The organism is bacterium (genome assembly GCA_029210965.1).
GTDB lineage: Bacteria > BMS3Abin14 > BMS3Abin14 > BMS3Abin14 > BMS3Abin14 > JALHUC01.
Map to the genome: position 1 here is coordinate 1 of JARGFZ010000028.1, position 15,316 is coordinate 15,316.

Annotated in this window: 10 protein-coding genes; 4 read left to right on the forward strand and 6 right to left on the reverse strand. The window is 55.3% G+C overall.

All coding sequences use genetic code 11. From position 1 onward, the window contains the following. Positions 1-229: 229 nt before the first annotated feature. The 5 genes from P1S59_10395 to P1S59_10415 form a co-directional block, all read right to left on the reverse strand. Complete coding sequence (locus P1S59_10395) at positions 230-1,234, reverse strand: dipeptide ABC transporter ATP-binding protein (GenBank protein MDF1526660.1); 1,005 nt, start codon at positions 1,232-1,234, stop codon at positions 230-232. Between the two features lie 288 nt (positions 1,235-1,522). Continuing rightward, on the reverse strand, positions 1,523-2,497 hold the full coding sequence (locus P1S59_10400; protein MDF1526661.1) for an ABC transporter ATP-binding protein: 975 nt from the start codon (positions 2,495-2,497) through the stop codon (positions 1,523-1,525). 367 nt (positions 2,498-2,864) lie between these two features. Continuing rightward, the gene (locus P1S59_10405) at positions 2,865-3,761 is read right to left on the reverse strand and encodes an ABC transporter permease (GenBank protein MDF1526662.1); all 897 of its coding nucleotides are present in this window, start codon (positions 3,759-3,761) and stop codon (positions 2,865-2,867) included. Positions 3,762-3,769: 8 nt separating this feature from the next. Next, positions 3,770-4,774: an ABC transporter permease gene (locus P1S59_10410; GenBank protein MDF1526663.1), complete on the reverse strand. Its 1,005-nt coding sequence runs from the start codon at positions 4,772-4,774 to the stop codon at positions 3,770-3,772. Positions 4,775-4,977: 203 nt separating this feature from the next. Beyond that, positions 4,978-6,636 (reverse strand): ABC transporter substrate-binding protein, encoded by a 1,659-nt coding sequence (locus P1S59_10415; protein MDF1526664.1) that lies wholly within the window; start codon positions 6,634-6,636, stop codon positions 4,978-4,980. Positions 6,637-7,438: 802 nt separating this feature from the next. Between P1S59_10415 and lexA the strand changes: the two genes are divergently transcribed. The 4 genes from lexA to P1S59_10435 all read left to right on the forward strand — a co-directional run bounded on the left by lexA (position 7,439) and on the right by P1S59_10435 (position 13,870). Next, positions 7,439-8,038: a transcriptional repressor LexA gene (gene lexA, locus P1S59_10420; GenBank protein ID MDF1526665.1), complete on the forward strand. Its 600-nt coding sequence runs from the start codon at positions 7,439-7,441 to the stop codon at positions 8,036-8,038. A gap of 271 nt (positions 8,039-8,309) precedes the next feature. Further along, positions 8,310-9,500 (forward strand): DNA polymerase IV, encoded by a 1,191-nt coding sequence (locus tag P1S59_10425; GenBank protein MDF1526666.1) that lies wholly within the window; start codon positions 8,310-8,312, stop codon positions 9,498-9,500. A gap of 51 nt (positions 9,501-9,551) precedes the next feature. Continuing rightward, complete coding sequence (locus P1S59_10430) at positions 9,552-12,596, forward strand: DNA polymerase III subunit alpha (protein ID MDF1526667.1); 3,045 nt, start codon at positions 9,552-9,554, stop codon at positions 12,594-12,596. Positions 12,597-13,045: 449 nt separating this feature from the next. Further along, entirely contained in the window at positions 13,046-13,870 is an 825-nt protein-coding gene (locus P1S59_10435; protein ID MDF1526668.1) for a mechanosensitive ion channel, read from the forward strand. 188 nt (positions 13,871-14,058) lie between these two features. Here the strand turns inward: P1S59_10435 and P1S59_10440 are convergent, their stop codons facing one another. After that, positions 14,059-15,282, reverse strand: a complete 1,224-nt coding sequence (locus P1S59_10440) for a multiheme c-type cytochrome (GenBank protein MDF1526669.1) — start codon at positions 15,280-15,282, stop codon at positions 14,059-14,061. Positions 15,283-15,316 lie beyond the last annotated feature (34 nt).

A 15,316-nucleotide genomic window follows, 5' to 3' on the forward strand; every position in this document is an offset into this window, starting at 1 on the left:
TAGGCAAAACCTCCATAAAAAGGTTGCCTGTATATTACCATAACAGCTACCCTGAACCCAATAAAACCAAGCATTTGGGCAACAGGCCGGCCTGTCCCCAAGGGTTCTCGATACACCGTTACAGGTTTTTCCTATCCCCTGTATCCCCTTCATCCCTGTTAAATCGAACGCTTTTACAGGAACTGCGACATTTCTCCTGCGTGCGGCGTCCTGCGTGCTGTGTACTCATCTAACCAGCGACAGCGGGTTTATAAAGGGATGGCCGCTGGCTGGCAAAATGACACGCCGCAGTGTGCCCCGATACCAGTTCCCGCAGCTCAGGCTCATGGTCCTTACAGAGCTGCTCCGCGTAGGGACAGCGGGTGTGAAATCGGCACCCGGAGGGAGGGTTGATGGGGCTTGGGACATCCCCTTTAAGGATGGTATGGGTTATCACCCGGTGGGGATCCGGCACCGGAGCGGCGCCCAGGAGGGCTTGAGTGTAAGGGTGAAGGGGGTTGTTGTAAAGGGTCTTTTTATCGCACAGTTCCACGATCTTACCAAGATACATCACCGCCACCCGATCCGAAATATGTTCCACAACAGAAAGGTCGTGGGAGATGAACAGGTAGGTGAGGTTGAACTCATCCTGCAGGTCCTGGAGCAGGTTGATCACCTGGGCCTGGATGGAGACGTCCAGCGCCGACACCGCCTCGTCGCAGATGATGAGTTTGGGATTTAGCGCCAGGGCCCTTGCCACGCCGATGCGCTGCCTTTGCCCGCCCGAGAACTGGTGGGGGTAGCGGCGCATGTGCTCACGGCGGAGGCCCACCACCTCCAGGAGTTTCTGGACACGATCCTCCCTTTCAGCCCTGCTCTTCACACCATGGACCACCAGGGGCTCTCCGATGATGTGGGCCACGCTTTTTCGAGGGTTGAGAGACGAGAATGGGTCCTGGAAGATGATCTGCATCTCCTCGCGCATGGACCTCATCTTTTCCGGCCCGTAGGCGAGGATATCCTCTCCCTCGAAAAGCACCTGACCGGAAGTAGGCTCTTCCAGCCTCAGGATAAGCCGGCCCAGGGTGGACTTGCCGCACCCCGACTCACCCACCAGCCCCAGGGTCTCCCCCGGCTGTATGGACAGGCTCACGCCGTCCACCGCGTGGACTCGGGCCATTTCACGCAGGAGTACGCCGCCCTTGACGGGGAAGTGCTTAACGAGGTCGCGTATTTCAACTAAAGGCGTATTCATAATTCCAAATTTCTGATTCCAAAGGTTGATAGAGTCGCAAAAAGTCCAATCCGGGACTTTTCGCTCCACGGAAAGGGAAAAGCATCGTTTTCCCTTTCCTTACAAATCAATGACTTACGGAGTGAGTCATTGATTTGGGCGCCCCGCGCGGGGCGCATTGATGACTTTTTGCGAAGTCATCAAAGGTTAAGGTGAACCGTGAAGAGTGAACGGTGAACCGGAAAAACTAACGCGGTTCATTGTTCACCATTTACTGTTCACGATTCACTGTTCACTGTTCACAGATTCTCAATTATTATAATTCCAGCACCTCACAAAATGTCCTGGATCTACCTCTATCATGGCAGGCAGCTTCTGTTCGCAGTCCGGTCTCACCTCCGGACACCGGTCGTAATAAGGACACCCCTCGGGAATATTGAACAGCGACGGAACGACCCCGGGGATGGTGGTGAGTCGCTCCTTTCCTTTGCTCAAAGCCGGTACGCTGGTCATAAGTCCCACTGTATAGGGGTGCTTCGGATTGTCGAACAGGTCGGTGACCGCGGCGTATTCCATCATTTTACCGGCGTACATGACCGCCACCCTCTGAGCCATCTCGGCGATGACGCTCAGGTCGTGGGTGATGAACAAAATGGAGGCGCCTGTTTTTTCCTTGAGATCGTTCATGAGGACCAGGATCTGGGCCTGGATGGTGACATCCAGGGCAGTGGTGGGTTCGTCGGCGATCATGAGCCTGGGGTTGCAGGCCAGGGCCATTGCGATCATAACCCGTTGGCGCATCCCCCCGCTCATCTTGTGAGGATGGTCTTTCACCCTTGTCCCCGGGTCCGGGATCCCCACCTGGCCGAACACCTCAACCACCTTCTCCATGGCCTCCCGGCGCTTTAACTTCTGGTGAAGCTCAATAACCTCGGCTACCTGGTCCCCCACCGTGTAGACAGGGTTAAGAGAACTCATGGGCTCCTGGAATATCATGGAGATACGGTTGCCCCGGATGCCCCTCATCTGTTTTTCGGTAAGCTTGAGAAGATCTACATCATCAAAGAGGATCTGCCCCCCGGAGATCCTTCCCGGCGGCTGGGGAACGAGGCGCATGATGGCCGAAGCCGTCACGCTCTTGCCGCATCCGGACTCCCCCACCAGACCCAGGGTCTCCCCCTGGGCGATGGTGAAGCTCACGTCGTCCACGGCACGGAGTGTGACACCCCGGACTTCGAACTGGACTTCGAGATTTTTTACATCAATTAAAGGGTTCACTGTCATGATCTCAAATCTCAGATCTCATATCTCAAAAAGGAACCTTAATAAATCTGGCCTCTCGCCCGCTCATCACGCCTAAGGCGTGATGAGCTCAAGACGCAGGACACAGAGAAGAACCTAAAGGAAATTAAATGGGTTTATTTTTCCTCTGCGAGCCCTGTGGCTCCCGCCATCGCCAGATATTATAGCGGGACAAGCTGCGTACCCTGCGGTAAATCAGCTCTTGATTTTTCGCCCAGTCGCTCAGTCTCCAAGTCGATGCGTTTTGTCGTCGGCTCTTTCCCCGTGTCTCCGCGTCACCGTATCCCCGTATCAAACGGTTTTCCCGCATTCACGCACACACACTCACGCACGCACGCACGAGCGGTCTTCAGTCCCTCAACCGTGGATCCAATGCATCGCGCAATCCATCCCCCAGCAGGTTGAATCCCAGCACTCCAAAGAGGATGGCGATACCCGGGAAGGTCATGACCCACCATGCCCTTAGGATCATGGAGCGGCCCATGGCAATCATGGCACCCCACTCAGGGATGGGCGGCTGTGCGCCCAGCCCCAGGAAGCTTAAACCCGCCGCGTCTAAAATAGCGGAGCCGAACCCCAGGGAAGCCTGAACGATAATAGGCGCCATGCAGTTGGGCAAAACTGTGTTGAAAAGGATGCGGCGGTTCCTTGCCCCTACGGCCCTTGCCGCCAACACATAATCCTTCTCGTTCTCTTCCAGAACGGAAGCCCGCACGATACGGGCGAAACGAGGGATACTGATGACCCCGATGGCTATCATGGCGTTTCTAAGGCCCGGCCCCAGGTAGGCTACAATGACGATGGCCAGAAGGATGCCTGGAAAAGCAAGGATAATGTCCATGATGCGCATAATGACGTTGTCGAGCCACCCCCCGAAGTACCCCGCAATTGCCCCGAATAAGGTCCCGAGGATGAGGGCGATCCCCACGCTGACAAGGCCCACAATGAGGGACACCCTGGCTCCGAAAATGAGACGTGAAAGCATGTCGCGTCCCAGGTCATCAGTGCCCAGGATGTTTTTCCCGGAGCCTCCATCCTCCCACATGGGCGGAATGAGCTGATCGTAAAGAGCGTTCTCCACTGGAGAATGAGGTGAGATCAAGGGAGCGAACAGGGCCAGGAATACGAAAACGGAGATGATAACAAGCCCCGCCACACCCGTTTTATTTTTGAGCAGCTTTTCCAGCTGATCAAAGAAGGGATGACGCGTTTCGGAATCTGTCCACCTGTTAAGTAGTTTGATCATGGCCGGGCCTATTTCACCGAAATTCTTGGATTGATGACAGCGTAAAGGATATCAACCAGAGTGTTGACCACAACGAAAACGGTTGCCACCAGCATGGTGCCACCCTGTATAACCATATAGTCTCTCTTGACCACTCCCTCGTAGATCCACTTGCCCACCCCGGGCCAGGAGAATACATGCTCGGTCAGGATGGCCCCCCCCAGGAGGATCCCGAACTGCAGGCCGATGACGGTGATCACCGGAATGAGACTGTTTCTAAGGGCGTGCTTGAGCACCACTTTAGTCTCACTCAACCCCTTGGCCCGGGCCGTCTTGATGTAATCCTGGCGCAGGACCTCCAGCATGGAGGAGCGGGTCATGCGGGCTATGATGGCCATGGGGATGGTTGAAAGGGCGACAGCAGGAAGAGCCAGATGTTGGAGGACATCCCAGAAGGCCTTCCAGTTACGGGTGATAATGGCGTCGAGCACGTAAAAGTTGGTGATGACTTCCAGTTCCGTGTTCACTCCAATGCGTCCTGAAACGGGGAACCACCCCAGATGGAGGGAGAACACGAGCATGAGCATGAGCCCCAGCCAGAACACCGGCATACTGACCCCTATGAGGGAGCCAACCATGCTCAGGTAATCGAAAATGGAGTACTGTCTCGACGCCGACACGATCCCCAGAGTGACCCCGAAGAGACATGCCAGAAACAGAGCGGCCAGGCTCAATTCAATTGTGGCGGGGAAACGTTCCTTGATCTCCACGATGACCTTCTGGCGGGTCCAGATCGTCTCCCCCAGGTCGAACTTGATCAGCCTCTTGAGGAATAATCCATACTGGACGTGAAGGGGTTCGTTGAGACCAAGGTACTCCCGCATGGCCTCCAGGGATTCCACCGTGGCCCGCTCCCCCAGGAGCAGCTCAGCCGGATCGCCTGGTGTGATGGACAGGAGGAGGAACACAACGATGGAGACACCCAGGAGGGTGGGGATGATGGTGAGGCTGCGGCGAATGATGAAACCGAGCATGGCTCCTCGCTACGACAGCTTCGCCCGGAGCTCGGGCAGTCCAAAGTCCAATGTCCAACGTCCAAAGTAAAAACCGGTCTTGAAACTGAAACTTGAATTTCGAATTGTCTTAACCATCATAGCCCAGGTACCAAAGCACTACCAAGCCTGAAGGCAAAAAAAGGGAGGGGGAAATACTCCCCCTCCCTTTTTCGTTCAGGCCGTTAGTTCTTCCACACGTTCTTCATGCGGACAGAAGCGGTGGGGTGAAGTTTGAAGTTCATGACGTTATTGCGCATGGGCCAGATAACGGTGGAGTGAGCTACCGTGAGGACCGCCACATCATCGAACATGACCTGCTGGGCCTCTTTGTAGATCTGGGCCCGCTTGGCCTGATCAATGGTAGTCTTACCCATGAGCATGAGCTCGTGATAGCGCTCGCTCTTATACTGGGTCCGGATCGCCGGGGAGGCCAGGCCGTCGAAGAGCACTGCCAGGAAGTTGTCGGGGTCGCCGTTGTCACCGGTCCAGCCCAGTTGGAACAGATCCATGTCTTCCGGCTGCTCCCGCTGGCGCTTCAGGTAGGTTCCCCAGTCGTAGCTGGTGACGTTGGCCATGATCCCGATCTTGGCAAGGTCGCCGATCATGGCGATACCCACCTTCAGGCCTTCCGGGTTGTAAGGCCTTGGAACAGGCATGGACCAGAGTTTGATCTCAGGAAGCCCCTTGCCCTCCGGATACCCGGCCTCAGCCAGCTCCTTCTTGGCCAGTTCCACATCATAGGCGTAGCCTGGGACGTCGTCGTTATAACCCCACATGGTGGGCGGGATGCCGTTCTTGGCCAGCTGTCCCATCCCCTGGTAGATATTGTCAACAATAGCCTGGCGATTGATAGCGTGGGCCACCGCCCTGCGCAGGTGGATGTTCTGCCACAGCGCCTTGGTATGGTTAAAGCCGAGGTAACCTACGTTCATTCCAGGCTGCTCCACAAGCTTGATGTTCTCGTCCTTCCTGGCCATATCTATGTCAGCCGGGTTGGGGAACTGGCAAATATCGATGTTGCCCACTTTGAGCTCTAAAAACCGAACCGAATTCTCGGGAATGGCCCGGAAGACCACCTTGTCGAGATACGGCCCGCCGTTGGACTTGTCCCAGTAATCGGCAAACTTCTCAAGAGTGATGCTGTCGTCAGCCACCCACTTGACGAACTTGAAGGGACCGGTGCCCACCGGGTTACGCACGTAGGCCTTGGGGTCCTTTAAAAATGCCGTGGGGCTGATGATGCTGGCAAAGTCCATCCCCACATTGGCGATAAAGGGAGCTTCCACCCTCTTGAGGTTGAACACGACAGTGTACTCACCGGTGGCCTCGATAGAGTCCACCGTGTCGTCCATCTCCATGGACACCCAGTACTCAGGCGGCCTCTCCTGCGGCGGAACATCAAACCCATCGCCGAAGAACTTGAGGTTTCGATCCTTCATCATGCGGCCGATGGAGAAGACCACAGCGTTGGCGTTAAAGGGGGTCCCGTCGTGGAATTTCACACCTTCCCGCAGCTGGAATGTGTAGGTCTTGCCATCCTCAGCGATCACCCACGACTTGGCCAGCCCCGGTTCGACGTCGGTGGTTTCGTCCTTGTAGGCGACAAGCTGCTCGTAGACATTGTCGCACACCATGAAGGAGTTCCCGTCCGTCTCGTAGGCCGGGTCCAGGCCCACCGAGTCGCCGCCCCTGCCGAAAACAATGGTCCCGCCTTCTTTTGGTCCATCTGCGGAAGTCGCCATGGGCGTCTCCTGCTTGGGAGCCTCTTCTTTCTTCGCGCAGCCTCCGAACACGAAGGCCATGCAAAGGACCAGGGTAAATACCAACATTCTCCTAGGCATACATCCTCCCTCCTGCTTCATGGTAGTTAGTCAAATAGACCACCCTGCGACACACAACCGCACCATGCCGCCAACGACTCTGAAATATATTAGCTGCAATCTCCCCACCGGAAGGTTCAGGCATATTACTTACATTCCAGTATAACCGATGATAGGCCTTGTTAAAGTTTTTTTTCAAAGATGAAGAAAGAAAATAGCGGTGCGGGTAAGGGCAGTCCAAAACCCAAAGTCCAAAGGAGAAGCAGGGCAAAGTGCGTAAGTACAGGAGTCAGGAGCCGGGAGCCAGGAGAAGATCAAAAGCTTTAACGCAGGGTTACGCCCTTCGACAAGCTCAGGGCAGGCAGTTTAGCTATTTGAAGGCCGCACCGCAGGGTTTCGCAGGGTAAAATCAGAATCTGGGTTAAAATCGTTTGTCATTCCGGGCCATATATTAACCCTGCTTCCTTATTTTTCCTCCCCCTTGAGGGGGGAGGACCGAGGTGGGGGTGAAAGTAACTGACCAGGAATCCAGCTGAGTTTGTCATTGCGAGGCCAAAGATTGAGCCGAAGCAATCAATTATCGGGATTGCTTCACATGGCTCACAGTTCGCAATGACAAACACACCTTGAATCCTGGTTAAACCCAGATGTTATTTTCAGAATGAAAATATAGTTGACTTACGCATAACTTACGCATATCCTTAAATCAGGGAGACAGAAGCCAGGAGCCAGAATTAATGAAACTTCTGGGTCCGGTGGCACGGCTGAAGGTTTTCTTCTGGCTACTGGCTGCTGACTCCTGAATTCTTTTTTGGAGGTACCCATGACCCCTTTAACCCCCAAACAGAAAAAGTTCCTCGACTTCGTCATCGAGCACACGGAGCGGGAAGGATACTCCCCTTCCCAGACCGAGATCGCCCGCGCTCTGGGGTTCAAATCCCTGGGCACGGTTCAGAATTATCTGACCCGCCTGGAGCGAGAGGGGTTCATAGAAAAGGACTGGAACGCGCGCCGCAGCATCAGGGTACTACTTCCCGAAGGTTACGGGTTCCAGCTTCCTCTTGCGGGTATCGTCTCGGCGGGCAGCCCCATAGAGGCCATCGAAACTTCTGACACCATCCCGGTGCCCCCAACCATGGCCGATGAGGGGAACTTCGTTCTGCGGGTTGAGGGGAACTCCATGGTAGAGGATGGGATCCTGAATGGGGACTACGTTGTAGTCCGTAAACAGAGCTACGCCGAAAGAGGACAGACGGTAGTGGCTCTCATTGACAACGAAGCCACCGTCAAACGTTTTTACAAAAAGATCGACCGCATCGAACTGCACCCCGCCAACGCGGCTATGAAGCCGATCATTGTTGAGAAGACGGCAGAGTTCTCCATTCTCGGGGTGGTCGTTGGAGTCATACGTTACTTGAAGTGAAGATCGACCTGAAACGGTGAAATCACGCCTTTGGCGTGACAAGCTGAGTATGGGGGAGAAACGGAGAAAACCCGCTCGACGGCGATTTGTTGATCTATTTATGACAAGCCCTTTAAACGCGAAGCACATAATTTCAGCAGGATATTAATTGAGCTATACGAAGGACAGTATGAATGGATTTGAAGTGAGCGTCTGGTTTTTCCCCGACACCCCGTTTCCCCGATACCCCGTTTCGTAAAATGTCTCGGCGCAGGATTCCCAGGACAAATCTATGGACCGAGACATTTTACACATTTTCATTCCTGCGTTTCCCATAGCATTAGCCCGCGTTTCCGACCCTTCTCTTCGCAGCCGCCCCATAGCAGTAGCCCCGGGCCATTCCGAGCGAGCACTCATCCAGCACCTTTCCATAGAAGCTCGCTCCGAGGGGTTGTTAGAGGGGATGCCCCTTTTCAAAGCCAGGCGCATGTGTCCGTCTCTCATCATCCTCCCCCCCGACCCGAGAAGGGTTTCAAGCGGCAACCGAGCTCTCGCCAAGCTGACACGGGAATACTCACCTGTCTGGGAACCTTCCTCAACAGGACGAATATATCTTGACCTCACCGGCTCAGCCCGCCTGTTCGGCCCGGGTCGTGACGCGGCTCTCAAACTGGAGCGGGATCTCACCAAACGCTTGAACCTCACCGGCTGGGTCGGAGTGGCCGGGAACAAACTGGTGTCCAGGATCGCGGCGGGATATCTTCCCAAACCAGGCGTCTGTGATGTCCTGCGCGGAAGCGAGGCCGGATTCATCGCCCCCCTGCCGGTAACGGTCATTCCCGGTATAGGAGAGATCCGGCAGCGGATCCTGCTGGGCGATCTTAACCTCAGCCTCGTCGGACAGATCGCCTCCCTCACCCTGCCCCAGCTTTCTCTTCCCTTCGGCTCCTTCGCGCCGCTGCTTTTTCACAGGGCAAGAGGGATCGACCCCTCTTTGGTCCTGCCCCCTCGCCGGACCCCGAAAGTATCCCGCGAGAGCCTCCTCCATGAGGGTGTGAATGACGACACTATCCTTCTTGCGGAACTGTATCGCCTGGTGGAGGAGTGCGGACTGTGCCTGCGAAGCAAAGAAAAAGCCGCCACCAGACTTACCCTTACCATCACTCATTCTGACGGCCTGTCCAGGCAAAGGACCATCTCTCTCAAGGATCCCGTCCACCGGGACGCACAGATCTTCCCTCTTGTGGAAAGGCTCTTCGGTGAGGCCAGTATGCGACGGGTGGGCATCAAGTGGATGTGTCTTGTGTGCGAAGGTCTTACCGAACCCAGGGGCCAGTTAGAGATGTTCGCGGGCACGGAAGAATCAGGCATGGAAGGCACCCTCCAGGACGCCATGGACGCGGTCAGGGGAAGATACGGGCTTTCGGCAGTCAAACTCGGCAGAACGATGACTGCCGAAAGAGTGCAAAGTGCAGAGTTCTGAACTTCAAACCTCAAACTTCAAACCTCAAACACAAAGTCGGTTATGATCACCATGACCGACTTCGTCCCCCTTCACGTCCACTCCTCCTTTTCCCCGGCATGGGGGCTTCACCATCCCGAGAAGCTGTGCCTTGCAGCCAGGAAGATGGGTATTAGCCGCATGGCGCTGACAGACCGTAACGGCTTGTACGGAATACCGCACTTTATCCAGTGTGCACGGGAAGCGGGGATCGAACCTGTCATCGGGACTGAAACTGTCACCGAAAAACATCGCGCGGTGCTACTCGTCCGGGATCAGACCGGATATGAGAACCTGTGCCGCCTTCTGTCCGACCTTCACTGTCGGGAAGATTTCGATCTCCCATCAAGCATCGCCCGGCATCGTGACGGGTTGTGCGTTCTCACTGACGATGCCAGAGTCCTGAGGTTTCTGAAGAAAATTTCACCGGAAGATCTTTTCGTGGAGCTCTCGCCTGGGCACCAGATGCACCGCGCCCTGGCCCTGGCCCGCGACACAGGTCTTCCCCCTGTGGCCACAACAAGAGCCCTTCTTCTGAAGCTGGAGGACCACGCCCTGCACCAGGTGCTCCGGGCCATCCATCTGAACACCAGGCTGTCTCGACTGGCACCCGCAGACACCGCCGGTGAAAGAGATCTCCTCCTCACCCCGGAGCGTGTCGCTAACCACTTTCCCCATTGTCCCGAGGCCGTGGAAAACACGATCCTGGTTTCGGATCACTGCCGAACCGACTGGAACTACTCCGGCTTTGTCTTTCCTTCCTTTGATGGAATGGGGAATGCAGAGGCTTATGAAACCCTTCGTCAAAGGGCACTTGCGGGAGCTGTGTGGCGCTATGGCCGGATCACCTCAAAACTGCAGCAGCGTTTTGACAAAGAGCTTTTTCTCATCCGGGATAAGGGCTTTGCACACTACTTTCTGGTGGTGGAGGAACTGGCAAAGCGCTCAGAGCACACCTGCGGACGGGGCAGCGCCGCAGCATCCCTGGTAGCCTACTGCCTCGGGATCACCCACGTTGATCCCATGAAGCACAACCTGTTTTTCGAACGATTCCTCAACGAGGGACGACTGGACCCGCCGGACATTGACGTGGATTTTCCGTGGGACGAACGGGATGAGATCCTGGATTACGCCTTCGCCCGCTACGGATCCAGGCGTACCGCCATGGTGGCCAACCAGGTGAGTTTTCGTGCCCGAGGTGCGGTGCGTGAGGTCGCCAAGGTGTTCGGTATTCCCGCAGCGGACATCAAGGCTTTTACTCATCGTCTTTCCGGATTCGGGCGTGCTGTAAAAACAGGGGACAGGGTCCACAACCACCCCCTTTTCTCCGGGGAGAAACTCGACGAACGGTGGCAGGAGATCATAAACATAGCATCAAAACTCGACGGCCAGCTTCGCCACCTCTCCCTTCACTGCGGGGGGCTGATTGTGGTTCCTGATGAGATCCGGCGCTACGTGCCCGTACAGGTTTCTGCAAAGGGACTGCCTGTCATCCAGTGGGAGAAAGATCAAACCGAAAACGCCGGCCTGGTCAAGATCGACATCCTGGGGAACCGATCCCTGGCTGTCATCCGCGACGCTATAACGGCAGTGAAAAGCAACACCGGCACCGAGATCGACTACGCCCGTTTCAGGCCTCTTGAAGACGACAACACCCGGATTCTCATCAGGAAAGGGAGGACCATGGGATGCTTCTATATAGAATCTCCTGCCACCCGCCAACTGCTGGCCCGAATGTGGGGTTCCGATCCGCATCCCCGAACAGTTGAGTGCGACCTGTTCGAGCACCTGGTAATGGCCTCCTCCATCATACGTCCGGCGGCCAACAACTTTATCCGGGAGTTCGTGGCCCGTATGCGCGGCAAGCCGTGGCAATCTCTTCACCCCCTTCTGGACGATGTCCTGGCCGAGACTTACGGCATCGCCATCTACCAGGAACAGATCACACAAATGGCCATGGTGCTTGCGGGATTTTCCGCTTTCGAGGGGGACCAGCTGCGCAAGATCGTCACGAAAAAGAACCGCTCGAAGAAACTCGAAGACCTTAAGACCCTCTTCATGGATGGTTGTGCGAAGCACAATATCAGCAAAGAGACCTCGTCTCTTTGCTGGGAGCAGATCCAGTCCTTTTCCGGATACTCCTTCTGCAAGCCCCACTCCGCGTCCTATGCTCTGGTGAGCTGCAAGGCGGCCTGGCTCAAGGCAAACTACCCGGCCGAATTCATGGCAGCGGTGATCTCCAACCAGGGGGGATTCTATTCTGCCTTCGCCTACCTGACGGAAGCCCGGCGTATGGGGATCCGGACATTACCGCCTGACATTAACGAGAGCCGGCGGCACTACACCGGACAGGGACAGGAGATAAGGATCGGTTACATGCAGATCCAGGGTCTATCGGGCAGGTGCTGCGAAGCTCTACTTCATGAACGGAACAAAAATGGGGCGTATTCCAGTTTCGCTGACTTTCTGAACCGCACCCGGCTTGACCAGTCTGACGTTCGCCTCATTATTCGGGCTGGATGTTTTGACTCCATTGAAGGCCTCGCGCGGCGGCCGGCCCTCCAGTGGGAACTTCTGGCGGCCCATCGGCAAAGGGAAACAGGTGGGACCCTTTCCCTTTTCAATGACGGACCGGTCAACCTTCCCGAAACCCTCCCCTATGACGAAAAAACGGTTCTGAATCAGGAGATCGACACTCTGGGTATGCTGGCCTCCCGCCATCCCCTTACCTTGTACAGAGAGGTTCTCAGCCGTGTGAACACAGTTTCCGCCGATGAGATAGGAACGCACGTGGGGAAAACAGTCACCATGGCAGGGTGGTGGATCACAGGTAAACCTGTAAGCACAAGGCACGGCGAGCCCATGGAGTTTGTCACCTTCGAGGATACCACCGCCACTTTCGAGACCACATTTTTTCCCCGGGCTTATGCCCGCTTTTGCCGGAAGCTGACACGTCACCGACCCTACCTGCTCAGGGGGAAGGTGGAGGAGGAGTTCGGGGTGGCAACGCTGAACGTCCAGTGGGTGGGGGACATAGATAGTGCCGAGGGCGCAGGGCGAAAGAAACCGCCCGACTGAGCGACTGAGCAAGAATTATCGCTGACAGCAGCGTGCACGCAAAATCCTCCCATATTTCAGAACCACTACTTCACTGTACTCATTCTATGGTAATGTTTTGAGATATCAGGGGAGTGGGTAAGATCCATGATCAATAATCCGTTATCAGTAGTCAATTATTAGTGATCGATGAACGAACATCCGCAATTCGTGATTCGGAATAATCTTGATAAAGTCGCAAAAAGTCCAATCCGGGACTTTTCGCTCCACGGAAAGGGAAAAGCGTCGTTTTCCCTTTCCTTACAAATCACTGACTTACAGTGAGAGTCATTGATTTGGGCGCCCCGCGCGGGGCGCATTGATGGACTTTTTGCGAGTCCATCAATCTTTATCACTTAAGCGTCTTATTATCCTAGACCTTGGACCTGAGATGTGAGATTTGAGATTTTCCTTTTGAAAGGGGGTAAACAGTGGAACAGTTTATTGAAAAAGCCATCGAGTGGGCCAGCAGTTCAGGGATCTCGGCCGCCACCGGACTCCTCATCCTTATTTTGGGGGTCTGGGGCGCAAGGTTAGTAAGAGGAGGCACTCGCAAGGTTCTGATCAAGCGGCAAATGGAGCCCACTCTGGTCAAGTTCGGATCCAACTTTCTTTACGGAGCGCTTGTCATATTTGTAGTCACGGCGGCCCTCAGCAACCTGGGGATCCAGACCACCTCCATCATCGCAGTACTGGGCGCCGCTGGCCTGGCTGTTGGGCTCGCTCTTCAAAGTTCCCTGTCCAACTTCGCTGCGGGGATCATGATCCTTATCTTTCATCCGTTTAAGGTCGGAGACTTCATCGACGGGGGCGGAGTGATGGGCACAGTGGAGGAACTGGGAGTGTTCATTTCGCGGCTCAGGACTCCGGACAACAAAGTTATCTTTGTTCCCAACGGCAAACTGGCAGGTGACAACATCACCAACTTCACAAAGAATGAGAACCGGCGTATGGACCTGGTGGTGGGGGTCGGTTACAAGGAGGATGTGCGCAGGGTAAAGAAAGTCCTTGAGGGCATAATCAGTGAGGAAGAACGTTTCCTCACAGATCCGGCGCCCAAGGTGGCGGTGCTGGAACTTGCCGACAGCAGTGTTAACTTCGCCTTTCGTCCGTGGGTGCCGACGAATCTGTACTGGGATGTCTACTTCGACACCATGGAGAAGATCAAGCTGCGCCTGGATGAAGAGGGCATCCAGATCCCGTTTCCGCAGAGGGATGTGCATATTCATCAAGCAACCGAAGTTACCGCCGCCTGATGAAGAATGTAGAATGCAGAATGTAGAACGTAGAACAAAACCCAAAGCTGTTTAAACGCAGAGTGCGCGAAGAGGCGCAGGGAAGTTCTTGGATATAGGGTTTTGGATCAAAAGTACGGGCCCGGCTTTCGCCGGGCCCGTGTTTATACCGTTCACGGTTAACGATTCACTGTTCACCGTTAACTTACTTATTTCCTTTCACTTTCTGAAATCATCCTCCCAGCTTGGTGCTTGATCTCCACGAGGTCCTTCTTCATCTCAGCCAGACCGTACCAGGTCACGTAGTCCGGGTTCATATGGAACGCACCCTGGAACGCCCGCATGCGATGCTCAAGGAACATGACGTACAGCGTCTGCTCGATGGGGGTCATGGCATCGTAGAAGGCCAGCAGGTCCGGGTAGGCAACCTTGCCCTCCTCAGGCCTGAGGATACCCTTTCCGTAAAGGTCAGCCACGATTGTTATTGCCTCGGCCATCAGCTTGTCGGCTTCCTTGATCATCTGATCGGCGCCGCCAAGGTTGGTCAGGGCATATTTTCTGCTGTGACATTTACTGCAGGTGTCCACCATCTTATCCCGTTCAGCCTGCCACTCCTCAGCGGAGAGCCTTGCGACCTTCCCCGCCTTTACCACATCAAGTCTTGCTGTGGGGTTCCCCTCGGGGTCCAGAATGTGGAGTCCCTTTAAGATCGTTGTTCTGTACCCCATCCACTCCTCATCGGGTTCCGGAAGTCTGAGAGCCATGAAGCCCCAGGAGGTCATGACCCTGTGATCGCCGTCCTGCATGTGACATGTCTGGCACTTGGGAGCACGCGCCGATCCATCTCCTTCTGTCAGGTTAATAACCCCGTGTTTTGAGGAGGACCACATTTCCCACTGCGGGTGATCGAACCCCATGTGACAGGTCCGACACGCTTCCGGCTTTAGTGCCTCGGCTTTTGAGAACTTGTGACGTGTGTGGCACGAATCGCACGGGGATCCGTACCTGTAATCGGCTCGAGTAGCTTCATCCCTGACACCAACCTTGTGACAGCCTCCACACCCTTTGAGCCCCTGGATGTAAACGTGAGGCTGGAAACCGGTCTTAGGCATGGCATCCATTGCGATCCAGGCCAGACTGTGTTTCCCGTCCATGTACTGGGCCAGTTTTTCATCGTGGCACTCGCCGCAGGTCTGTTCGGTGGGGAGCTGTACATTTGCCACATCGGATTCGGACATGTGACCCTCACCATGGCAGTTGGAGCAATCGAGGCCGGACTTACCCATCTCGCCGCTGAGAAAATCCTTCACAATGTTAGGAGTAATCTTTTCATGGCAATCCATACAGGCACTGGCCGCCGAAGCGACCAGGGGAAGCGCTACGAGGAGCGCTACTGTGCCCAGGATCACAAACATGGAACGCCGGATCTTCATTCACTATCTCCTTTCAGGTGTGCCGGTCCGAAAT